A 22,451-nucleotide genomic window follows, 5' to 3' on the forward strand; every position below is an offset into this window, starting at 1 on the left:
CGACGCCGCCGCTGCCTCCCCCTGACGTACGCCGCCGACGTACGGCCGACGTACGGAAGCCCACGCTCTACGCCCCGGGACGCCTCGAGCCCCCTCGCGGTACGCAGCGCCCGCTACGAGGTCATCGACGCGCCGCACACCACCCACCGCATCGAACAATCGTACGAGTGACAGCTCAACGGGAGCGCCCGAGTCGATGAGAGCGCCCGAGCCCCGTCGGCGGCAGACCCCTCAGCGGCGCCTCCAGCAGCTTGAAAGAGACTCGGCCGATCAACTGTTCTACAGTGCCTGAATGGGTGAGATACCGCGACGCGGAGCTGCCGTAGCCGGCAGGCCAGGATCCAAACGGGCGGCCGGAGCGCTGGCCGCAGCGGCCCTGCTCATCTCCGCGGGTGCCACTGCCTGCGGCGACGGGGACCAGGCGGAGACCGGGCCGCTCAACGCCCAGAAGCTGAGCTGGAACGACTGCCCTGCCCCCTCCGCGGCCCAGGGCGCGGGCGAGGGCGAGCCCGCGCCTCTGCCCGACGGCACCGAGTGGCAGTGCAGCACCCTGAAGGTCCCGCTGGACTGGTCGAAGCCGGACGGCGAGCGGATCGATCTCGCCCTGATCCGCGCGAAGGCCAAGGACCAGGACCGGCGGATCGGCTCGCTCGTCTTCAACTTCGGCGGTCCCGGCGGCTCCGGCGTGGCCACCCTCCCGCCCGCGGCGAAGGAGGACTACACCACCCTGCACACCCGCTACGACCTGGTCAGCTTCGACCCGCGCGGAGTCGGGAACAGCGAGGGGGTGCGCTGCCTGGACGACAAGGCACAGGACGCCGCGTCCGCGACCGACTCCACCCCGGACAACGCCGCGGAGGAGAAGGCCTCCCTCGCCCTCACCGAGAAGACCGCCGCGGCCTGCGAGAAGAACTCCGGAACGGTGCTGCCCCATGTGGACACCGCCGACGCCGCACGCGACATGGATCTGATGCGCCAGGTCCTCGGCGACGACAAGCTGCACTACTTCGGCATCTCGTACGGCACCGAACTCGGCGCCGTCTACGCCCACTTGTTCCCGCAGAAGGTGGGCCGCGCCGTGTTCGACGCGGTGGTCGACCCGACCCACGACCCCGAGCAGAGCTCCCTCGGCCAGGCCAAGGGGTTCCAGCTCGCGCTGGACAACTTCCTCAAGGACTGCGCCAAGGACGGCGGATCCTGCCCCACCGGCGCCGATCCCGCGCAGGGCGGCAAGCGGATCACCGAACTCCTGGCCCGGCTCGACGCCAAGCCGCTGCCGACCACGGACGGCCGACAGCTCACCCAGACCCGCGCTCTCAACGGCATCGCGCAGGCGCTCTACTCCAAGGACTACTGGTCGTATCTGAAGCAGGGGCTCGAGGAGGCGCAGCAGCTCGGGACGGGGAACTTCCTCCTCGCCCTCTCCGACGCCATGACCGGGCGCGACCAGGAGGGCCACTACAGCAACCTGCAGTCCGCGAACACCGCGATCGCCTGCGCCGACGCGAAACAGCGCTACACCGCCGCGGACGTCAGGGCGAAGCTGCCGACGTTCCGTCAGGCCTCGCCCGTCTTCGGTGAGTTCCTGGCCTGGGGAATGCTGCAGTGCACCGGCTGGCCGGTCGAGGGGCAGTCGGACATCCTGGACGTCGCCGCGAAGGGCTCGGCCCCGATCGTCATCGTGGGCAACACCGGTGACCCCGCGACACCGTACGAAGGTGCGCGGCGGATGGCCGACGGGCTCGGCAAGGGCGTCGGCATCGAGGTCACCAACAAGGGCCAGGGCCACGGCTCGTACGGCACCGGGGCGTGCGTGACGAACGCGGTGAACGCCTATCTGCTCAACGGAAAGGTCCCGCCCAACGGCAAGGTCTGCACCTAGCCGGACCTGGCCGGACCTGGCCGGACCTGGCCGGAAAGGATCCGGACAGGCCACCGGCGGGTCCTGGCGTACGACAGGTCCGCCAGTGGCATTCCTTCCCGCTGCCAGCGTCCTGGTCCGCCACGCCACCGCATGCGCGAAGGGTCTGCTCACCGCATGCGGTGAGCAGACCCTTGAGCACGGGCACGCCCGTGAGCAGCAGAGCAGCCGACCCGGAGCGAAGCCAGCCCTACGTCGGTCAGTAGATCGGCTTCGACGGCTCGATCTGGTTCACCCAGCCGATCACGCCGCCGCCCACATGCACCGCGTCCGCGAAGCCCGCGTTCTTCAGGACCGCGAGAACTTCCGCGGAGCGGACACCCGTCTTGCAATGCAAGACGATCTTCCTGTCCTGCGGCAGATCCTGGAGGGCCGCGCCCATCAGGAACTCGTTCTTCGGGATCAGCCGGGCGCCGGGGATCGAGACGATCTCGTACTCGTTCGGCTCGCGGACATCGATGATGTCGATGTTCTCGCCGCCGTCGATCCACTCCTTGAGCTGGGCCGGCGTGATGGTCGAGCCCATCGCCGCCTCCTGCGCCTCGTCGGAGACGACACCGCAGAAGGCCTCGTAGTCGATCAGCTCGGTGACGGTCGGGTTCTTGCCGCAGACCGCGCACTCGGGGTCCTTGCGGACCTTGACCTGGCGGTAGGTCATCTCCAGAGCGTCGTAGATCATCAGACGGCCGACCAGCGGCTCACCGATTCCGGCGAGCAGCTTGATGGCCTCGTTGACCTGGATGGAGCCGATCGACGCGCACAGCACGCCGAGCACGCCGCCCTCGGCGCAGGAGGGGACCATTCCGGGCGGCGGGGGCTCCGGGTAGAGGCAGCGGTAGCAGGGGCCGTGCTCGGACCAGAAGACGGACGCCTGGCCGTCGAAGCGGTAGATCGAGCCCCAGACGTACGGCTTGTTCAGCAGCACGCAGGCGTCGTTGACCAGGTAGCGGGTGGCGAAGTTGTCGGTGCCGTCCACGATCAGGTCGTACTGGGAGAAGATCTCCATCACGTTGTCCGCCTCGAGGCGGCCCTGGTGCAGGACGACGTTCACGTACGGGTTGATGCCCAGCACCGAGTCACGCGCGGACTCCGCCTTCGAGCGGCCGATGTCCGCCTGGCTGTGGATGATCTGGCGCTGCAGGTTCGACTCGTCGACCTCGTCGAATTCCACGATGCCGAGAGTGCCGACACCGGCCGCGGCGAGGTACATCAGCGCGGGGGAACCGAGGCCGCCGGCGCCGACGCACAGCACCTTGGCGTTCTTGAGCCGCTTCTGCCCGTCCATCCCGACATCCGGGATGATCAGGTGGCGGGAGTACCTGCGGACCTCGTCGACGGTGAGCTCGGCGGCCGGCTCGACCAGGGGTGGCAGCGACACGGGGACTCCGTTGGTCGGTGAGAGTACGTGGATCATCCCCGCATATGCGGGGCACCTTTCCGTAACACTGCCACGCCCCGACTCATTCCGAGACACCCGGTCCGATGCGCGAGACGATTTCGTCCCAGTAGCCGGGCAGGGCCTCCCAGGGCCGGCAGCCGCCGCCACGGTCCGTACGGTCGGTGAAGTAGATCGTCCCTGCGCCCTGCCAGCGGGCGATCCGCACCGCCTCCTCCAGATGCGTGCGCGGCAGGCCGTACACCAGGTGGCAGAAGCGCTGCGGGTCGTGGTCCGCCGTCCACTCCGCCACTTGGGACCAGCGGTACTTCGACCACGGGCCGGAGAAGGTCACCAGCTGGTCGGCCGCGTCCGCGTACTCGGGGCAGGGGTGCCTTCCGTGACCGAACACGACGTAAGCCCCCTCCAACAGCGCCCGGAGGGTGGTGACCGTCCGCCTCGTCTCCTGCAGGGCGGAGCGCTCGGACGGGCACCGGTCCAGATAGAAGCCGTCGACCTTGTACCAGTCGAGGAAGCGGTGGGCATCGGAGATCAGCTCCCCGAAGGGGCGGGTGCCGAGCCGTAGGTCGAGGTGGCCCAGAACACGTACCCCGGCGTTCCTCAGCCGTCCGGCCGCCTCCAGGCAGTGCGGGTCGGGCAGGACGCCGGGCCCGCGGTCGACGTTGAGGACCGTCCAGTGCAGGGGTGTCTCGGGGCGGGTGAGTTCGGCCCACTCGGCCGGAGCGACCAGCGGGTGGGCGTAGCCGGGCACACCGAAGCCGAGCCGGGCGGCGCCGGCGGCCGCGGGGTGCCGGGCGCCGGCCGAGATCAGATGCGACATGCCGCCTCCATCCAGATGTCGGCGAGGGACTCCTCGAGCACGATCCGGGGCCGCCAGCCGAGCCGGTCCCGGGCGGTCCGGACGTCCGCCTGCTGCCAGCTGCCGCAGCCGTCGGGGTAGGGGTAGCCGGGCGGGATACCCAGGTGCCCGTCCGGCGAACCGGCCAGGCCGCCGCCCCGCACCGTGCCACCGTCCAGCTCGTGGACCGAGCCGCCGTAGCCGGCGACCTTCGCCAGTACGGCGGCGGCCTCGCGCAGCCGGATGGCACGGCCGGTGCCGATGTTCACCACCCCCTGAGCGGCGGAGAGAGAGGCCGCGTGGACAGCCCGTGCCACATCCCGTACGTCCACGAAGTCGCGCTGCACACCGAGCCCGCTGAGCTTGAGCTCGCTGTCGCCGGCCTGCATCGCGCGGCGCATCGCCTCGGCGAGGCGGCCGAGCGGGGACCCCGCCGGGGTGCCCGGGCCGGCCGGCGAGAAGACGCGGAGCACCACGGCGTCGAGGTCGGAGCCGAGCACCAGCTCGGTCCCGGCGAGCTTGCTCACGCCGTATGGACCGCCCGGACGCGGCACCGCGTCCTCGGCGGTCGACGACCCTGCCTGGGACGGTCCGTACTCCGACGCGCAGCCGAGCTGCACCAGGCGCGCTCCGCAGCTGCTGCGTCGCAGCGACTCGCAGACCGTCGCCACGGCGACGGTGTTGTGCCGTGTCAGCTCGCGCGCACCGCCGCGGGTCGCGCCGGCGCAGTTGATGACGACGCCGGGGTGTACGGCGTTGAGGAACCGGGTCAGTGCGCCCGGACTCCCGGCGGCGAGATCGAACCGGACGTCGGCGTCGTCGCCGCGCCCGAGTGCGGTGAGCTGGACGGCCGGGTCGGCGAGCAGCCGGTCGGCGACATGCCGCCCCAGATATCCATTGGCGCCGAGCAGCAGAACTCTCATCGCGCGGCCTCCCCCCACTGCCGCAGGGTCGGCGCCGTGTGCGGGCCGGGGTTCGGACGTGCCCCCGCGGGACACCTCCGGTCGGTACTCGGACTGCGGCGGAGGTGAAGGTCCTCCGCAGCGGGTGGCTGTGCTGTCATCTCGCGTTCTCCTCAAGGGAATTGCCGAAGTTCTGGGGGGCGGGCCCGGACGGGAAGCGGGTGGCGAGGGCCATGCGGGCGTGCCGTGGCCGAAGCGATGGAGAGTGGCCCGCGCACCGGGGACGCGGGGCTCCGGAGCCGCCGAGGTCCGCAGCAGGGTCGATCACGCGGAGCGTGCAAGGGCCCGTAGCCGCGCCGGCCGCCCCGGCCGCGCCACGGACCTTCGCGGTCACCGGCTCACCGCCGGGATGTCGGAGTGGGCCGAGGCGCGGGCCAGCGTGACGGTGGCGTGGATCAGCAGGCAGATCGCGGCGACGGCGCAGGCGGCGAGCGGAACGGCGGCGGGGCCGTAGGCCGTGACGACGGCCTCAACCGGCCCGCCCAGCCCACCGCAGCCGGGCAGCCGGGCGGCGAGGGTTGTCGCGAGCGCCGCCACCTCGACGCCGCAGACGGCTGCGAGGCCGCCCGCGGCGGCGCCGGACTGCCCGTGGACGGCCAGTAGGCGGGCCACGAAGAGCAGCACACCGAGGGCGGCGGCCGAGGCGAGCTCCCCGGCCCGGTACGAGCTGCTCGCGGCCAGGGCCTCCCGGGCCGCGAGCAGCAGTGCCACCCACGCGCCGAGGAACAGGCCGACGGCGGCGGGGAGGAGCGGGCGGACACCCGCGGCGAACTCCTCCGGCCCGCGGCTTGCCGCCAGCCGGCGCCGGGCGCGTACGGCGAACCACCGGGCGCACCAGGCCGCGGGCCCGACGGCGAAGGCAACGGCGAGAGCGAGCGCGGCCATGGCCTCGGCGGAACCGATGACCGGCGGCCACGGGCCACCCTGGCCACCGGTGGCCGCCCACGAGAGCAGCGCGTCACCGAACAGCAGGTGGCCGAGCAGCAAGCCGGTCCACAGCAGTGCGCCGCCGCCCGCGGCCCTGCCTCGGACGGCGAGCGAACCGCGGCGCAGACAGAGCCTCAGCCCGGCCCCCACCGCGACGGCCCCCGCGGCCCCGATGCCCAGCGGTACGGCCGGTCCGGCCGCCGCTTCGCCCGCCAGCCGGATTCCGGCGACCGCCGCGAGGCATCCGGCGCCCGGCAGCAGATACAGCACACGCCGCGCTCGGGGTTCGGCCTCCGCGGTGGCCTCTCTCGCGGTCTGTGCCCCCGGCGCCACGCCCGCGTGGGTCTCGGCCCGCGGCACGCGCGCGTAGAGCTCCTCCGCGAGCGAGAACACGTCCCGGTGCCGGAAGCGCGCCGCGGTCCGGTCCGTCAGCCCGTGCGCCTCGAGCCCGGCGGCGATCTCCAGCGCGTCGACGGCCCGTTCGCACAGCTCCCGATGCCGGTGCATCAGCGCCTTCACGGGGTCGGCGGTCCCCCGCCGCCCGGGCCGCCCCGCCGACGGCACAGCGGCCCCCGCCGCGGGCGGCGGGGACAGCCCGTCGGGGGCGGCACCCGATGGGGTGGACAAGGCCGAGCCGGCGGGCGCCTCGGCCGTAGGGCGTGTCGTCATGCCTCCGCCTCCCTGTACGGGGCACCGGCGTACGGGGCACCGGCGCCCACGCGCTGGGCACCGCGCCGGTCCTCCCCGCCGGAACAGGCCGCGGCACCGGGGGAATGGCCTGCGCCGGGCACGTGGCCGGGGCCGGAGACGGCAACGGCGGCGGCAGCGGCAGCGGCAGCGGCAGACCGGTCGGCCGGGGTTCGGGAAGCCGCCCAGCTGGGCAGCCGCGGCGGTGCGGTCCCCGCCCAGTTGCCCGGTACATGGGCTTCCGCCGGGCGGGCGAAGGGCAGGAGTCCGCCGTTGGCGTCCGCGTCCTCCCGGAGGACCGGGCTGTGCGACATCAACTCCAGGTAGATGCCACGAAATGCCGCGATGTTCTGCTCGACGGTGAACAGTTCGAGCGCGCGCGCCCGCGCCGCGGCGCCGAGGCGGGCCCGCCGGTCCGGGTCGCGCAGCAGCGCCACGCACGCGTCCGCCAGGGCGCGCGGATTCCTCGGCGGGACCACCAGCCCCGTACCGCCGATGACTTCGCAGACGGCGCCGACATCCGTCGAGACCGTCGCCCGCCCGCAGAACATCGCTTCGACCAGACTGACCGGGAAGCCCTCGACGACACTCGACAGCAGCACGACACCGGCCCCGGCGTATGCGTCGGCGAGTTCGGGTACCTCCGGGCTGCCGACCTCCTCGAAGGAGACCGGGTTGTCGCCGACCTCCGTCGCGGTCTCGGCCTCGTCGGGGAAGAGCTGGGCCGCGAGTGCCCGGCAGTGGGCGGCGTACGCGGTCGCGTCCTGGCCGCGCCCGGGCGCACCCACGATGCGCAGGCGGGCTCGCGGCTCCGCCGTGCGCACGCGCGCGAAGGCGTGCAGCAGCCCCACCAGGTCCTTGACCGGCTCGATCCGTCCGACCCAGACCAGTGTCCGGTCCTCGGCGGGGTCCGCGCGGGTCTCCTCGCCCCACTCGGCCACGGCGGAGAAGCGGCCCGCGTCCATCCCGGGGTAGACGGTCCGCAGCTTCGCGCGGTCCGCTCCGCACCGCTCCTGCCAGCGGCGCGCGTGCGTGTTGCCGGGGGTGATGAGCGAGGCCTGCTCGTACACCTCGGCCGCCAGCCGCCCCTGGAACGAGGCGAGCAGGGTGCGGACAGGCGCGGAGAGAGGTGCGGCCGAGTACGCGAGGTAGTGCTCGCGCAGCCGCACGCCGTACTCGGTGACCAGCAGCGGAACCCCGAAGAAGCGTTTGGCCAGCAGCCCGGGCAGGGCGGCCGCGCCGGCCGATGCCGCATGGCAGAGGTCGACCCCTCCGAGCCCCTGCTCCGCCTCGCCGTACCAGTCGAGGGACAGCGGCCGCAGCGCTCCCTCCACTGCTTCCAGGACCATGAGCAGGTCCGGCAGTTGTGCGCTGTGCGCCCCCCGGAGTGCGCCGGGCGCGCGGCAGGCCGCGTCCAGAGTCCGTGCGGCCGTCTCCGAGCGGAGCGCGGCGGGCAGTCCGCCTCGCTCCCGGGCCAGGTCGGCCAGCCCGTACAGCCCGTTGGCGAAACGGTCCGCCTGCCCGGCGGAACTCCCCTCCGAGCCGCACACGGCCGCCGCCAGATCGCCGAAGTGCCCGGCGAACCGGCGCCGCTCGCGCCGGCCGTACGACCGTCCGGCCTCCCGTCCCGCCGCGCCGCCCGGCCCCCACTCCTCGGCCGTCCCCCACAGGGGCGCGGTCCGGACCCGCTCCACCTGCGGAGGCAGTTCGAGCCAGCCGCTGGCCTCCTGCCGCTCACTGCGGCTCAGGGCGTAGACCTCGAATTCGTGGTTCGCGAGCCCGCGCACGAGCCGGTCGCACCACAACCTCGCCTCACCGGTCGCATACGGATACCCACCCTCCGTAAGCAGTCCGACGCGCATGTGTGCACCCCTGATCTTGGTTGTCCGGCCGCCGACTGGCAGCGGGAAGACCGTATGCGGGCATGCCGGTGGTGCGATGGACGGTTGTCCGTTGCACCACCAGAAGGGGTGAACGACCGTGACTTTCGCAGCGTTACGGCGTTGCGGCGAGCTAAGGCCACCCGAACCTGCGGTTCGGAGCAGTACGGAGCCCGGGCAGGCGGCGCGCCGAGGATTCGCGGCCGCAGCGTCGGCCCCCGAGCGGAGACCTGCCGGATCGGACGAGCAGGCCCGGCGCGACCTGCCGAATCGCACCAACGGGCCGAACGCACCCCGGCGGCGACCGGCCGCGCCCCGGCCGCGGAGGCCCCACCCGGCGGGGGTGCCGTCGCCCGCACCGGGGCGGCGTCAGCGCCAGCGCACACCCGGCCACGCAGGGCCCGCCCACCTGGGAACACAGGCTCGACGGCGGCGTGTGCGAGGCGTGGTGGTCCGACAGGCTGAGAAGCCCGGGGAACGCCGGGTGCCGACGCGCTGTCATCGACTCCCGGGGAAGGGCCAGGCGTTGGGCTTGCAGATGACGCCGTCCGTGGCGAGGAACTTCGTCTGCTGCATCATCACCGGGGCAAGGGCGCCCTGCTCCTCGCACTCCTCGTGATTGCGTCCGAGCCGGTGGCCCACCTCGTGATTGATCAGCATCTCCCGGTAGGAGAACATCTTGTCCCCGTAGGTCTCCGCGCCCTGCGCCCACCGGTAGGCGTTGATCATGATGCGCTGTGTGGAGGCCGCGTCGCAGGAGACATTGTCCTCGGTCGTGTCGAGGCCGGACTTGGCGCACCAGACCGCAGTGGTACCCGGGCTGGCCAGGGTGATCACCCAGTCGGCCTTCCGGCCGGAGACCCGTTCGAAGGTACGGGTGCCGCCGTGGCCCCAGCTGCGCTCGTCGTTGAGCGTCTTGTGGACGGCCTGCGCGAAGAGCTCCCCGTCGAGCGGGAGCCCCTTCTCCACGTCCACGCGATAGCGCACGACCTCGCCCTTGCCGGGCGCACTGTCGCGCCCGGCGACCGGCTTGAAGTCCCCGGACCCGGCGAGCGCCACATCGAGCGGGTACTTGGCCGCCATCCTCTCCTCGTACGAGGCGGTGACCGCGGGCGGCCGCTCGGGCGTCGGCCTGTCGTCGGAACGGGAGGCGTCGTCGGTGTCCTTGCGCGTCACCTCGTTCGCGGACTGCGACGCACCACTGTCCCGGCCGTGGCCGACGACCTGTCCGGCCACGACGACGGCGAGCACGGTGGTGACGGCCGCGGCCGCGACACCGCCGAAGGCCCGGCCCTTGCCGCTCTTTCCGTCCTTGCCGTGCGCCGCGGTCTCCTGGTCACCGGCCGGCGGCTCACCGTCTCCGCCCGGCGCGGCCGAGGGCCGGGCGTCCGTCTCCTCGGCGGCCGTCCGGGCGGTCGGAGCCCCTGCGGGATACACGCCCTCGTCGAAGGCGTCCACGTACTCCTGCCGCGGCCTCGGCAGGAATGCGCCCGCCTGCTCCCTGCTGGGGCGGACGGGTGCGGCCACCGCGGTACGGCCGAACTGCTGCGCTGCCCCCTGCGGTCCGGTCGCCCGACGCGGGTTCCCGCCGTACACGGGTACGCCCTGCACCGGGGTCTGTGCCGCCGGAGCCGCCGCCCGCGCCTGGGCCGGAGCCGCCGAAGGCGGGGGCACACCCCATGCACCGCCCGCCTCGCGGTGCTCGGGGTGACCGCCGCGCGCGGAGCGCGGACGGGGAACGCCGTGCGGCGGGGTGACGGGGGGCGGGCGCCGGTGGGTGCCGGTCGTGCTGCTGTCCGAGTGGCCTGGATCGCCGAGTGGGTCGGGGTCCTGGTCCTGGTTCATCTCCGTGGCCGCAGTCTCTTCCGGACGGCCACGACGGCTATGACGTCCCACGCGTCGCTTCAGCTCCTGCCCGCATCGGTACTGCCCGCATCCGTGGTCTCCTCGTCCAGCAGCTCACGGAAGGCCCGCGCCACCGCCACCGGGTACTCCATCATCGCCACATGTCCGGCCTCCGGAAGGGTCAGCAACCGCGAGTCGCGGAATGCACCGGACGCGCGGCGCGCCATCCGGGAGGAAACCAGCTTGTCCCGGCCGCCGTACACCAGCAGCGTAGGCGCCAGCACCCGCTCCGCCTGCCGCCACAGCGAATGCTGGCCACCCAGCGTGTACGCGTCAACGACACCGCGTGCCGAACGGTGCATCACATCCCAGAAGTACGGAAGGCCCAGCCGCCGCTCGTACTCCTCGACCGCCGCCGTGAATCCGTGCGGATCGACCAGAGCCGGGTCGCCGTAGCAGAGGGCCAGCACCTCGCGGGTACGCCGCTCGGCGGTCCACGCCCGGGTCATCCGGGCGAACAGCGCCGTCACGCCGGGGACCGCGAGCAGCGCGGTCGGCACCGCGGAGCGCTGCGGGGGCAGCTCGGGCAGCGCGGGTGAGACCAGGGTGAGGGTGCGCACCAGGTCCGGCCGGACCGCGGCGACCCGCGTCGTGACCGCGCCGCCCAGGGAGTTGCCGAGCAGGTGGACGGGTCCGCGTCCGGAGGCCTCGAGGTAGCGGACGACCGCGCGGGCGTGCCCCGTGATGGAGTAGTCGCCGTCGTCCGGCGGTGAGGAGTGACCAAAACCCGGCAGGTCCACGGCCTCGCCGTGGACCCGGTCCTGAAGTTCGGCCATCAGCGCGGACCAGTTCACCGATGATCCGCCCAGCCCGTGGACGTACAGCGCCGGCGGCAGCCCCGCGCGGGCGGGCGGGCGGGAGCGCACGGCCAGATTCAGCCCGGGCAGGGCGAGCGTCTGCATTTCCTCACCCGGGCAGAGACGGAATCCCCGCTCCGGGGTTACCGCGGGGGCGGACCGGGTACCCGGCGGCTCGGTCGAAGACATGCGGCAATGTTACGAGACGATCACGCGACGGTTCGTGTGTTCGCCGTCACATGCATGCATGGTGTCCGCGCGGTCACATGCATCCATGGCGTCCGCACGACACCTTCCCTAGGCTCGTGTAGAAGACGCTCGCCCTGGAGAGGGGAGCACCATGTCTGTCGATCCCAGCGATCCCGAAACCTTCGAGACCGACGACGAGCCCGCCGAGACCGATATCGAGACCCCCGAGGCCGACGCCGCGGAACAGCATTTCGAGGTGACCCCGAACACCCAGGAGGCTCCGCCCGAGCCCGATCTCGAGACCGACCCCGCGGATGCCGCGGAACAGGCCCGGGTCGTCGAGCTCAGTGAGGACGACTACAGGTGACCTGCCCCTTTTGTCAGCACCTCCACCGACCGCTCCGCAGACCCGGCGCAGTGTCCGGTCCGTGAAATTCTCGCCCCGCACCACGCAAACCCGGGTTACCCGAAAGTACGATGGCCGACGCGGTGCACACTGCGTCGCTGCGCACCAATCAACCCATGGGAGGCGGCGTGACAGCCATCGAGCAGACCGAGGCGCGCCCGCGAGGCACGCGCCTGCCGCGTCGAGCCCGACGTCAGCAGCTCCTGGGCGCCGCCCAGGAGGTCTTCGTCGCACAGGGCTATCACTCGGCGGCGATGGACGACATCGCGGAGCGGGCCGGGGTCAGCAAGCCGGTGCTCTACCAGCACTTCCCCGGCAAGCTGGACCTCTATCTGGCTCTGCTGGACCAGCACTGCGAGTCCCTGCTCCAGGCGGTGCGCGCGGCCATCGCGTCCACCGTCGACAACAAGCAGCGGGTCGGCGCGACGATGGACGCGTACTTCGCGTACGTCGGTGACGAGGGCGGGGCGTTCCGGCTCGTCTTCGAATCGGACCTCACCAACGAGCCCGCGGTCCGCGACCGCGTCGACAAGGTGAGCCTGGACTGCGCCAAGGCCGTCTGCGAGGTCATCGCCGAGGACACCAACCTGCCCGCCGAGGAATCGATGCTGCTCGCGGTGGGCATGTGCGGCATGGCCCAGATCACCGCGCGCTACTGGCTGGGGTCGGGTCAGAAGCTCCCCCGCGACGCCGCCGCGAAGCTCGTCTCGTCGCTCTCCTGGCGGGGTATCGCCGGCTTCCCGATGCACGGCGCGGCCCAGCAGTACTGAACCGGACCGCGCTTGTTCGCTCCCGGCGTGCACGGATGGCGGCTTCGCGGTCTCCGTACCGGGCTAATGTGTGCTGCGTACGGCGCGGCGGACCGCGCACCGTTCCCCAGGGCTACGCCATGGGGAATCCCACAACCGTCGGAGGGACGAAGCCGTGGAGGTCAAGATCGGCGTGCAGCACGCGCCCCGCGAGATCACTCTGGAGAGCGGGCAGTCTGCTGAGGACGTCGAGCGAGCGGTGGCCGATGCGCTTGTCGGCAAGGCGCAGCTGCTGAGCCTGGTGGACGAGCACGGCCGAAAGGTCCTGATTCCGGCCGATCGGCTGGCGTACGTGGAGATCGGCGAGACGACGGCCCGCAAGGTCGGGTTCGGCGCGCTGTAGCGGCCCGGCACAACGGCACAGCACACGCGTACGGCGGCCCGGTAGTCATTCGGCTACCGGGCCGCCGTACGCGTGTGCTCTACGGGGCGAGTGCGGAGGATTACCTTCCGCGAGCCGGGGGTACGACCGCCGGTGGACCGAATTGCACGTGCCTGTCGGCTGCTGTGCGGGAGGGACAACACACAATGATCTGGGAAACGCTCGGCTCGGTACTCATCGGCCTCGCGGTCGCCTACGGCGGCGTCCGCCTGCTGCCCGAGCGACTCCCGGCACGCCCGGTGGTGCTGATCACCGGCGCGGTGGCCGCACTCTTCGGCGGCCTGCTCACCTACACCGTGGTGGGCTCGGGCTATCCGTTCGCGACGCTCCTCGGTGCGCTCGTGATGGGCGTGGCCCTGCTCTCGCTGCTCATCCGGCCCGCCGGGAGGGTCCGGCGATCAGCCGCGGCCTGACGGTTTCCGGACCGCCGGGCCGCTTCCTTTCGAGGGGCCGGTGCCGAAGGACTGGTGCGACCGGTGCCGAGGGACCGGTGTCAGGCCGCGAGGCCGAGCGCCGCCATCCGCTTGGTGTGCGCCTCGGTGATCCGCGAGAACATCTTGCCGACCTCCGCCAGGTCGAAGCCGTCGGCGACCCCGCCCACCAGCATCGTGGAGAGCGCGTCCCGGTCCGCGACGACCCGCTGCGCCTGGCTCAGCGCCTCGCCCATCAGCCGCCGCGCCCACAGCGCCAGCCGCCCGCCGACGCGCGGCTCGGCCTCGATCGCGGCCCGCACCTTCTCCACGGCGAAGGACGCGTGGCCGGTGTCGTCCAGCACCTGGAGCACAAGGCTCCGGGTGTCGGAGTCCAGCCGCGCGGCGACCTCCCGGTAGAAGTCGCTCGCGATCGAATCCCCGACGTACGCCTTGACCAGCCCTTCGAGCCAGTCGGAGGGCGCGGTCTGGCGGTGGAACTCGTCCAGCGCGGCCGCGAACGGCTCCATGGCCTCGGTCGGCGACGCGTTGATCGCCGCGAGCCGGTCCCGCAGCTGCTCGAAGTGGTGGAACTCGGCGGATGCCATCTTCGCCAGCTCCGCCTTGTCCTCCAGGCTGGGCGCCAGCTTGGCGTCCTCGGCCAGCCTCTCGAAGGCCGCCAGCTCGCCGTAGGCCAGCGCGCCGAGCAGGTCGACCACGGCTGCCCGGTACTGCGGGTCTGCGGATGCCTGCGCCCAGTCCTGGGCGGCGAACCCGGTGTGCGTCTCGGCGGTCTCTGCGGCGGCAGTGGTCTCGTCAGGCGTCTCCATGGAGCGCACAATAGCCCGCTGAGCGCCCCGGGGAAGGCCCTGGTCAGACACGCGTGATGCATCCGGCCACACAATCGCCCCGACACAGATGCGCGATTCCGGGGTATGGTGGTAATGCGCCCGCCGAGGATTCGGTGGGTGATCACATACTGCGGCTTCCGGGGACTGCTCTCCGGGCCCGCAGAGGATGCCCGGTCGGTGGCCCGATCGGCTCCGACCGACAGCCCTCCCCGTGGCGCGTACGACTGTGCGAACTGCTGAGTGAGGGGCCCGCTCGCGGCGCGAGTGGAAGCGCGAGAGCTTGTGGTCCTGTGCCATTGCGGCCACCCACGGCCGTCGAATCCCGGCGCGGTAGAACCCTCCTCGCCCCCTGTGCGCCGCGTCTCACAGAAGAGGCAGCATCCTGACTACGTTCCGAGACCTCGGGATCCTCCCCGAGACCGCCGAAGCCCTCGAGGCCGTCGGCATCACGTCCCCCTTTCCCATCCAGGAGATGACGCTCCCCGTCGCACTCGCCGGCAACGACGTCATCGGCCAGGCCAAGACCGGAACCGGCAAGACGCTCGGCTTCGGCCTTCCGCTGCTGGACCGCGTCACCGTCCCCGCGGACGTCGAGTCGGGCCGGGCGACACCCGAGCAGCTGACCGACGCCCCGCAGGCGCTCGTCGTCGTCCCCACCCGCGAGCTGTGCCAGCAGGTCACCAACGACCTGCTCACGGCCGGCAAGGTCCGTAACGTCCGCGTGCTGCCGATCTACGGCGGCCGGGCGTACGAGCCGCAGGTCGAGGCCCTGAAGAAGGGCGTCGACGTGGTCGTCGGCACCCCGGGCCGGCTGCTGGACCTGGCCGGCCAGAAGAAGCTGAGCCTGTCCTCCGTCAGGTCCCTCGTCCTCGACGAGGCCGACGAGATGCTCGACCTGGGCTTTCTGCCCGACGTCGAGAAGATCATCCAGTTTCTGCCGGTCAAGCGCCAGACGATGCTGTTCTCGGCCACCATGCCGGGCGCGGTCATCTCGCTCGCGCGGCGCTACATGTCCCAGCCCACGCACATCAGCGCGACCTCGCCGGACGACGAGGGCCAGACCGTCGCCAACACCACCCAGCACGTCTTCCGTGCGCACAGCATGGACAAGCCGGAGCTGGTCTCGCGCATCCTGCAGGCCGACGGCCGCGGGCTTGCGATGATCTTCTGCCGTACCAAGCGGACCGCGGCCGACATCGCGGACCAGCTCTCCCGCCGCGGCTTCGCGTCCGGCGCGGTGCACGGCGACCTCGGCCAGGGGGCGCGTGAGCAGGCGCTGCGCGCCTTCCGCAATGGCAAGGTCGATGTGCTGGTCTGCACCGACGTCGCGGCCCGAGGCATCGACGTCGGTGGTGTGACACATGTCATCAACTACCAGTCCCCCGAGGACGAGAAGACCTATCTGCACCGCATCGGCCGCACCGGCCGCGCGGGCAATTCGGGTATCGCCGTCACCCTGGTCGACTGGGACGACATCCCGCGCTGGAAGCTGATCAACAAGGCGCTGGATCTGCCCTTCGACGAGCCGGAGGAGACCTACTCCACCTCCGAGCACCTGTACGAGGTGTTGGGCATCCCCAAGGGCACGAAGGGGATACTGCCACGCGCAGAGCGGACCCGCGCCGGTCTCGGCGCCGAGGAGATCGAGGACCTCGGCGAGACGGGCGGCCGCGGTCGCCGCGGTGGCCGCGGCGCCACCCCGGTGGTGGAGGAGCGCCCCAAGTCCACCCGCGCTCCGCGCCAGCGCCGCCGTACGCGCAACGGCCTGGCCATGGACGCCGTCCCTGCCGAGGCTGTCGAGCCCGCGGCCGACAAGGCGGAGAGCGCCGTGTCGGCTCCCGAGCCCGCGTCCGAGTCCGTGTCCGCTTCCGAGTCGAAGCAGCCGCGCCGGCGCCGCCGTACCCGGGCAAGCAGCGGTGCGGCCTCCGGAACCGCGGAAGCAGCCCCCGAGGCCCAGTCAGCGGTGACCGCGGCTGAGGGTGGAGCCGACAGCGCTCCGGCGCCGCGCCGCCGCCGTACGCGTGCCGCCAAGCCCGCCACCGAGCAGACCGAGCCGGCGGCCGCGCCGCAGGCATCGGATGCGGCCGAGGGCGAGGCGGCCAAGCCCCGCCGTCGCCGCCGCAGCCGCTCGGTGGCCTCGGCCTCCGAGGCCACCCCGGAGAGCTGACCCCATGACGGATGGCCCGGCCCCCTGCCCGGGGGCCGGGCCATCCGTCGTTCACGGGTCATTCTTCGTCCACGGTCCAACGCGGTCGTCCGCCCTCGGATCCACACGGCGCCGGGCGACCCCTCGACGTGATGTCCCCCGCATGACGCCGCACCGCCACATGTGGCGGATAGCCTCTGCCGCATGAGTACGCCGCCCTTTCTCACGCTCCCACCGTGCGCCCGCGCGTACCGGCTCGGCACCGCGCGCGGGGACTTCGCCGTGCACGAGGCCACGCCGCCCGCCGGGACCCGGCTGCGGGGCAGCGCACTGCTCGTGCCCGGCTTCGGCGGGAGCAAAGAGGACTTCATCGCGCTGCTGGAGCCTCTCGCCGACCGCGGATTCAGGGTCGTGGCGGTCGACGGCCGCGGTCAGCACGAGTCGGGCGGCCCCCGCGAGGAGAGCGCCTACACGCAGCGGGAGTTGGCCCAGGACGTCCTCGCGCAGGCCGCCGCGATCAGCGGCAGTGCCGCGGACGGTCACGGAGCGGACGGCGGCGCCGTGCACCTGCTCGGGCACTCCCTCGGCGGTCTGATCACCCGATCGGCCGTACTCGAGCACTCCGCGCCCTTCGCATCGTTCACGATCATGAGCTCGGGCCCCGCCGCGATCTCCGCGACCCAGCAGGCGCGTACCAAACTGCTGATCGACGCGCTCCTGCTGCTGGACATGGAGGGCGTCTGGCAGGCGATGCGCGACCTGGACCCCCCGGAGGCCGCCGCGGACGGAACACCCCCCGAGTTGCGGGAGTTCCTGCACCGGCGCTGGCTCGGCACCGTCCCCGAACAGCTCATCGCGACCGGCAAGCAGCTGATCGGCGAGCCGGACCGGGTGACGGAGCTGGCGGCCGTGCCGCTGCCCAAGCTGGTGCTCTCCGGCGAGGTCGACTACGCCTGGCCGGTGCCGCTGATCGACGACATGGCCGTACGGCTGGACGCGCGCCGGACCCTGATCGAGGGTGCCGAGCACTCCCCGAACGCCGAGCAGCCGCAGGCCACCGCCCGCGCGCTCGCCGACTTCTGGGAGACCCCCCAGGGCCTCTGAGCCCAGCCACCGGCACCCCGGGCCCGGCCCGCCTACAACTGCGCCTGCAGATGGTCCCAGAAGCCGTCCCGCAGCGCCCGCCGCAGATCGGCATGGCCGCGCAAGGAGTGCTGGAGCAGACCTTCGGCCTCGACCAACAGCTCCTGATCGGTCGAGCCGGGCAGATACGGGTGGCCGGGCAGCAGCTCGGCGAGCGTCTCGCGGCCGCGCTCCAGCAGCCACTGTGCGGCGATCCGCGCCCCGACGAAGCGCACATCCTCCCGGCCCGGCCGCACGCCCGACCCGCCGACCGGATCGCCGTACGTCTCGTAGACCACGGGCCGCCGCGTCACGTACGGCTTGCAGAACTCGAGGTCGAAGGTGCGCTGGCTGTCGACCTCCCACAGCAGCGGGTCCGCCTGGTTGCGCCCGGTGACCGCCTCGATGCCCCACAGGTGCACCCGGGCGCCGTAGCCCTGGGCCGCCTCGACCGCCGAGACGAGGTCCTCGTCGCCGCCGATGAGCACCGCGTCGCTGATCGCGCGGTGCCGGGCGAGGGTCTCCAGGTCCGTACGGATCAGCGAGTCGACGCCCTTCTGCTGGTTGTTGGCGTTCAGATTGCCCAGCCGGACCTTGACGTCGGGCAGCTCGGCGATCCGCTGCTGCTCGGTGGTGTGCAGGCGGCGGCGTGCGCCGTCGTACCAGTACACCCGCAGCAGACGGCTGTCGGGGAAGATCGTCCGGGCCTTGTCGATGAACGCCTCGATGAGCCCTTCGGCGTCCAGGTCGACCGTGCGACGGTCCTCCGTCCCGGCGACCAGCCGGCCCACGGCCGCGTACACATAGCCCGCGTCCGCGAACACCGCGTGGATGGACGGCGTGGTCGAGACCTTGGCCAGTACGCGCTGGAGCAGCTCGTTCGTCTGGGCGATGCCGGCGACGACCGCGGCGAGATCGGTGGGCCCCGGGGGCTGTGCGTCGTTCATACGGGCCTCATTGTCCGGGTGGCGCGGCGAGGGGCACAACCGGTCCACCTACCGACAGGTACTTAGACAGTCGAAAGTTTTCTTTAGCGTAGGGAATGTTTGCCGCATGCAGCTCGTTGAAGGAGTACAGAACATGCAGCATCCGTGTGACTCAATCCACACTGGGAGTCCGGGGTTACGGGTCGGGGTAGCGCCCGGACAGTCCCGGTCGGGTCGGGCCGAGCGCCCGGAGCCACGCGGGATCGCTGTGGAGTCCCGCACCAGAAGTTCTCCTGCAGGAGGATCGGACGAAGGGAGAAGCCCTTGCGCTTCGAGATCATGCAACTCGACGACATCGACGGCACCGCCGTGGACACCACCGTCGTGGACGCCGCCTCCGTCAACCGGATCGTGCAGCAGGCCGCAGCGATCGGCCAGCGCATCTATATCCGCCCGGCCGAAACCGCGGCCCGGTAATCACCTCAGCGAAGCGCCCCCGTACGCCTGACGTACGGGGGCGCTTGGCATGTGCGACCGGCGCCGGACAACGCCCGCCGGGTGCACCTGGTGCACCTGGTGCACCGCATGTCACTGCATCGGCCGAATGGCCCCGTCCCGAGCCGAGCGGCCCGGCGGCGCGCCTCAGGCGCCCTGGATGAACCGGGTGACGCCGTTGGCGATCTGCTGCACCGCGATCGCGGAGAGCAGCATGCCGGACAGCCGGGTCACCAGCACGACGCCGCCGTCCTTGATCAGCCTGATGATCAGCATCGAATAGCGCATGGTCACCCACAGCACGACGTGCATCGCCACGATGGCCAGCCAGACCGACAGTTGATCACCGAAGTCCTTCGCCCGCTGCACCGCGAGGATCACCGTGACGATCGCGCCGGGGCCGGCCAGCAGCGGCATGCCGAGCGGCACGAGCGCCACATTGACGTCCTTGGTCTGGGTGGGCTCGTCGGTCTTGCCGGTGAGCAGGTCCAGCGCGATGAGCAGAAGCAGCAGACCGCCCGCGACCATCAGGGCCGGTACGGACACATGGAGATAGTCCAGGATCTGCTGACCGCACAGACCGAAGATCGCGATGACACCGAAGGCGACGAGTACCGCCTGCAGGGCCATCCGGCGCTGGACCTTGGCGGCCCGGCCGGAGGTCAGCGCGAGGAAGATCGGCGTGATGCCGGGCGGGTCCATGATCACGAACAGGGTGACGAAGACGGATCCGAAGAGAGCGAAGTCGAGCACAGTTATGGCCTTGCGGGGAGAGGTGGTACGGCGCGGCGGGAGCCGAAGGGACGGTGCCGGAGAGCGTACGGGTCAGCCGCCCGCGCCCGGAACAGGGAAGGCGCCGGTCGCGCGGCGCACGATCTCCCCGTAGATCTCGGGGTCCGTGGTGTACTCCCCGAGACGGCAGGTCTTGCGGCTGCCGTGGTAGTCACTGGAGCCGGTGGTCAGCAGTCCGAGGTCGGCGGCCAGGCCGCGCAGCCGGGCGCGGGTGGCCATGTCGTGGTCCATGTGGTCGACCTCGATGCCGTCGAGGCCGGCCGAGGCCAGCTCCGCGATGGCGCTCTCGGGCACGCACTCACCGCGCTTGACGGCCAGCGGGTGGGCGAACACGGTGACCCCGCCCGCGGCCTTGACGAGGCGGATCGCCTCGAAGGGGTCGAGCTCGTGCTTCTCGACGTACGCCCGGCCGCCGTCCGCGAGCCACTCGGGGGTGAACGCGTCCGAGACGCTGCCGACGACACCCAGCTCGACGAGCGCGGTGGCGACATGGGGCCGCCCGACGGCGCCGCCCTCGCCCGCGAGTTCCGCCACCCGCTCCCAGGTGATCGGCACGCCCAGCTCGCGCAGTTTGGCGACCATGCCCTGCGCGCGGGGCGTCCGGTCGTCGCGTACGAGTTCGCGCTCGCGGGCGAGTTCCGGCTCGTCGGGGTCGAAGAGGTACGCCAGCATGTGCAGGCCCACCCCCCTCCCGTCGGAGGAGGCGGAGCGGTCCGCGGCGGTGGCCGGGCGGGGATCCCTGAGGCGGCAGGACAGCTCGGCGCCGGTCACCAGGGTCAGGCCCGCCGGCACCGCGGCGGTCGCCTCGGCGTAGCCGCCGACCGTGTCGTGGTCGGTGAGCGCGACGACATCGAGACCGGCCGCGGCGGCGTTCCGCACCAGCTCGGCGGGGGTGTCCGTACCGTCCGACGCAGTGGAGTGGGTGTGCAGGTCGATACGCACGGCACGTCTCCAAACTGCGGTCGTCGAACGGGGGACGCTCCAGGATAACGGTGCCGCGGCACCCGCCCCGCACCCCGTTCGCGGCAGGAGCAGCGGTCAGGACAGGATGCGCGGGGTCAGCGCCCCGCACGGCACCAGGTCCACCTCGGCACCGGCGTCCCGCAGATCGGTGAGCACCAGCTCGTCGTAGAGCAACAGCCCCGACTGCTCGGGCCAGACGATCGCCCACAGCCACAGACCGCACGCCTCGCCCGCGAAGACGGCCCGGTCATCCGGGACCCCGCCGACGTGCCACAGCGGGGTGGGCCGGCCGGCGGCGTGCACCTTCGCGTGGGGTGGCTTGTCGACACACATCCGGGGGCCGGGGTCGGGCCCCGGGATGCCGGCGTAGCGGGCCCCGAGTCCTACGCCCAACTCCTCGGCGACCAGCAGCAGTTCCCCCATGCCCCCCAACGGGCCGGGCCCGGAGCATGCGACGGCGGTCGCCCGGCCGCCACTGCGGTCGTCGCCCGCCGACCCGATGCCCGTGAAAAGCCACCCTATGGGCAGCGGCCAGGGCATCCACACCGGGACCTGGGCCCGGTTCACGACGACGCCGAGCGCTTCGACGCTCGGCGGCAGAACGGGCTGCAGAGGGTGCACGGTGCCGTGCACATCACACTGCCAGGAGTCGGCGAAGAGACCGGGCGCCCGGACCCGGCCACCGCACTTCGGGCAACTGGGTTCGCCCCTCATAGGCCCCAACGGTCCTCCCCGGCCGTCGTCGCGTCAAGGACGATCACCCGTCCGGAGCCCGCCGGCAGCGGGGAATAGTAGATGCAGCCCGCATCAATGAGGGTCTCGAACTTACTGCGACCGCAGCCCCCACCGCCGGCCCGAGGAAGCCGGCCCGAGGACCGGCCCGAGGAAGGGGCACCGCAGCGCTACTCGCCCGCCGCACCCTCTCGGCGGTCAGTCCCCCAGCTGCACGCCGCCGCGCTGCGGGTCCCGTAGATCCGTCCCGCGGCCCAGCCAGCGCTTCTCCAGCGCCCCCGCGCCGTGCACCCGCTTCCAGGCCGCCTCGTTGGCGGTCATCGGCAGCAGTGGCAGAAAGCGGACTGGATCCATCGGCGTGTCCAGCTCCAAGTCCTCGACCAGACCGCCGGACTCGGCCACGAGTACGGATGCGAAGGGCGCCCCGGGCCACAGCGGCTCGCCGACGTCCAGCGACGCCCCCGGAGCCACCACGACCCCCTCGACCTGCGGCGACGCGGCGAGTACGGCAAGCGGCCTGAGCACCTTGTCCGTATCGGCGCGGCCGGCCCGTACGGACAGCAGCAGTTCGGCGCGCGGGCCTCGCAGGGGATCCGCGAGGGCGGCGGTGGGGTCGGCCATCGGCTGCGCGGACATCCCGAGCGTCGCGTAACGGACGATATCCCCGTCCATGAACCGGAGGACCTCGATACGGTCGGCGCCCAGGAAGGTCATCGCGGCGCGCGCGTCCGGCTCGCCCAGTGCCGTACGCAACCGGGCCTCGACCAGCTCAAGAACATCTGACATGCCGTGAGCATAGAACGCGTATGCAACAGGCAAAGTGGCGACTTGACACTACGGTCGGCTGATAGTCTTGGCCGCTGGTCAGGGCAGCCCTCAGTGGCACCGTTCTCGAGCTCTGACCATTCAGTCTCG

General features: G+C 72.1%; 21 protein-coding genes. 8 read left to right on the top strand and 13 right to left on the bottom strand.

Translation table 11 applies throughout. The annotated features are described in order from the left end of the window. Positions 1-292: 292 nt before the first annotated feature. Positions 293-1,882, top strand: a complete 1,590-nt coding sequence (locus ABZW18_RS16850; RefSeq protein ID WP_356187937.1) for an alpha/beta hydrolase — start codon at positions 293-295, stop codon at positions 1,880-1,882. Between the two features lie 238 nt (positions 1,883-2,120). Here ABZW18_RS16850 and moeZ read toward each other — a convergent pair whose 3' ends face one another. The 7 genes from moeZ to ABZW18_RS16885 all read right to left on the bottom strand — a co-directional run bounded on the left by moeZ (position 2,121) and on the right by ABZW18_RS16885 (position 11,502). After that, entirely contained in the window at positions 2,121-3,299 is a 1,179-nt protein-coding gene (gene moeZ, locus ABZW18_RS16855) for an adenylyltransferase/sulfurtransferase MoeZ (protein WP_356187939.1), read from the bottom strand. A gap of 82 nt (positions 3,300-3,381) precedes the next feature. Beyond that, complete coding sequence (locus ABZW18_RS16860; RefSeq protein WP_356187941.1) at positions 3,382-4,137, bottom strand: spherulation-specific family 4 protein; 756 nt, start codon at positions 4,135-4,137, stop codon at positions 3,382-3,384. Continuing rightward, positions 4,125-5,078, bottom strand: a complete 954-nt coding sequence (locus ABZW18_RS16865) for an NAD-dependent epimerase/dehydratase family protein (RefSeq protein WP_356187943.1) — start codon at positions 5,076-5,078, stop codon at positions 4,125-4,127. The genes ABZW18_RS16860 and ABZW18_RS16865 overlap by 13 nt, the downstream gene beginning before the upstream one ends. Positions 5,079-5,447: 369 nt before the next feature. Further along, positions 5,448-6,713 carry a hypothetical protein gene (locus ABZW18_RS16870; RefSeq protein WP_356187945.1) on the bottom strand — a complete coding sequence of 422 codons (1,266 nt, stop codon included), beginning with the start codon at positions 6,711-6,713 and terminating at the stop codon, positions 5,448-5,450. Next, the gene (locus ABZW18_RS16875) at positions 6,710-8,593 is read right to left on the bottom strand and encodes a DUF3492 domain-containing protein (protein WP_356187947.1); all 1,884 of its coding nucleotides are present in this window, start codon (positions 8,591-8,593) and stop codon (positions 6,710-6,712) included. Before ABZW18_RS16875 ends, ABZW18_RS16870 begins: the two co-directional genes overlap by 4 nt. Positions 8,594-9,109: 516 nt before the next feature. After that, positions 9,110-10,456, bottom strand: a complete 1,347-nt coding sequence (locus tag ABZW18_RS16880) for a DUF3152 domain-containing protein (protein WP_356187949.1) — start codon at positions 10,454-10,456, stop codon at positions 9,110-9,112. Positions 10,457-10,515: 59 nt separating this feature from the next. Next, entirely contained in the window at positions 10,516-11,502 is a 987-nt protein-coding gene (locus ABZW18_RS16885) for an alpha/beta hydrolase (RefSeq protein ID WP_356187951.1), read from the bottom strand. 151 nt (positions 11,503-11,653) lie between these two features. On the opposite strand from ABZW18_RS16885, the gene ABZW18_RS16890 reads away from it, so the two are divergent. The 4 genes from ABZW18_RS16890 to ABZW18_RS16905 all read left to right on the top strand — a co-directional run bounded on the left by ABZW18_RS16890 (position 11,654) and on the right by ABZW18_RS16905 (position 13,512). Further along, positions 11,654-11,869: a hypothetical protein gene (locus tag ABZW18_RS16890; RefSeq protein ID WP_356187953.1), complete on the top strand. Its 216-nt coding sequence runs from the start codon at positions 11,654-11,656 to the stop codon at positions 11,867-11,869. 167 nt (positions 11,870-12,036) lie between these two features. Next, positions 12,037-12,678: a TetR/AcrR family transcriptional regulator gene (locus tag ABZW18_RS16895; protein ID WP_356187954.1), complete on the top strand. Its 642-nt coding sequence runs from the start codon at positions 12,037-12,039 to the stop codon at positions 12,676-12,678. A 154-nt stretch (positions 12,679-12,832) separates the two neighbouring features. Beyond that, positions 12,833-13,060, top strand: coding sequence for a DUF3107 domain-containing protein (locus ABZW18_RS16900; protein WP_356187956.1), 228 nt, complete (start codon positions 12,833-12,835; stop codon positions 13,058-13,060). A 185-nt stretch (positions 13,061-13,245) separates the two neighbouring features. After that, positions 13,246-13,512: a hypothetical protein gene (locus ABZW18_RS16905; protein ID WP_356187958.1), complete on the top strand. Its 267-nt coding sequence runs from the start codon at positions 13,246-13,248 to the stop codon at positions 13,510-13,512. Positions 13,513-13,592: 80 nt separating this feature from the next. On the opposite strand, the gene ABZW18_RS16910 is transcribed toward ABZW18_RS16905, so the two are convergent. Beyond that, positions 13,593-14,339, bottom strand: coding sequence for a ferritin-like fold-containing protein (locus ABZW18_RS16910; RefSeq protein ID WP_356187960.1), 747 nt, complete (start codon positions 14,337-14,339; stop codon positions 13,593-13,595). A 493-nt stretch (positions 14,340-14,832) separates the two neighbouring features. Between ABZW18_RS16910 and ABZW18_RS16915 the strand changes: the two genes are divergently transcribed. Together ABZW18_RS16915 and ABZW18_RS16920 are read left to right on the top strand one after the other, a co-directional pair. Then, a complete protein-coding gene (locus ABZW18_RS16915) occupies positions 14,833-16,527 on the top strand; it encodes a DEAD/DEAH box helicase (protein WP_356187962.1) in 1,695 nt (564 codons plus the stop codon). A gap of 183 nt (positions 16,528-16,710) precedes the next feature. Further along, positions 16,711-17,610 (top strand): alpha/beta hydrolase, encoded by a 900-nt coding sequence (locus ABZW18_RS16920; protein WP_356187964.1) that lies wholly within the window; start codon positions 16,711-16,713, stop codon positions 17,608-17,610. Between the two features lie 32 nt (positions 17,611-17,642). Here the strand turns inward: ABZW18_RS16920 and ABZW18_RS16925 are convergent, their stop codons facing one another. Continuing rightward, positions 17,643-18,575 (bottom strand): NYN domain-containing protein, encoded by a 933-nt coding sequence (locus ABZW18_RS16925; RefSeq protein ID WP_356187966.1) that lies wholly within the window; start codon positions 18,573-18,575, stop codon positions 17,643-17,645. 303 nt (positions 18,576-18,878) lie between these two features. Here ABZW18_RS16925 and ABZW18_RS16930 point away from each other — a divergent pair, with 303 nt between their 5' ends. Continuing rightward, positions 18,879-19,031: a hypothetical protein gene (locus ABZW18_RS16930; RefSeq protein WP_356187968.1), complete on the top strand. Its 153-nt coding sequence runs from the start codon at positions 18,879-18,881 to the stop codon at positions 19,029-19,031. Between the two features lie 165 nt (positions 19,032-19,196). Here ABZW18_RS16930 and ABZW18_RS16935 read toward each other — a convergent pair whose 3' ends face one another. The 4 genes from ABZW18_RS16935 to ABZW18_RS16950 form a co-directional block, all read right to left on the bottom strand. Then, positions 19,197-19,802, bottom strand: coding sequence for a MarC family protein (locus ABZW18_RS16935; protein WP_356187970.1), 606 nt, complete (start codon positions 19,800-19,802; stop codon positions 19,197-19,199). 72 nt (positions 19,803-19,874) lie between these two features. After that, positions 19,875-20,783, bottom strand: coding sequence for a PHP domain-containing protein (locus ABZW18_RS16940; RefSeq protein WP_356187972.1), 909 nt, complete (start codon positions 20,781-20,783; stop codon positions 19,875-19,877). A gap of 96 nt (positions 20,784-20,879) precedes the next feature. Continuing rightward, complete coding sequence (locus ABZW18_RS16945; protein WP_356187974.1) at positions 20,880-21,518, bottom strand: DUF6758 family protein; 639 nt, start codon at positions 21,516-21,518, stop codon at positions 20,880-20,882. 216 nt (positions 21,519-21,734) lie between these two features. Then, positions 21,735-22,322 (bottom strand): suppressor of fused domain protein, encoded by a 588-nt coding sequence (locus tag ABZW18_RS16950; RefSeq protein WP_356187976.1) that lies wholly within the window; start codon positions 22,320-22,322, stop codon positions 21,735-21,737. Positions 22,323-22,451 lie beyond the last annotated feature (129 nt).

This window comes from Streptomyces sp. NPDC004647, from assembly GCF_040609575.1.
Lineage (GTDB): Bacteria > Actinomycetota > Actinomycetes > Streptomycetales > Streptomycetaceae > Streptomyces.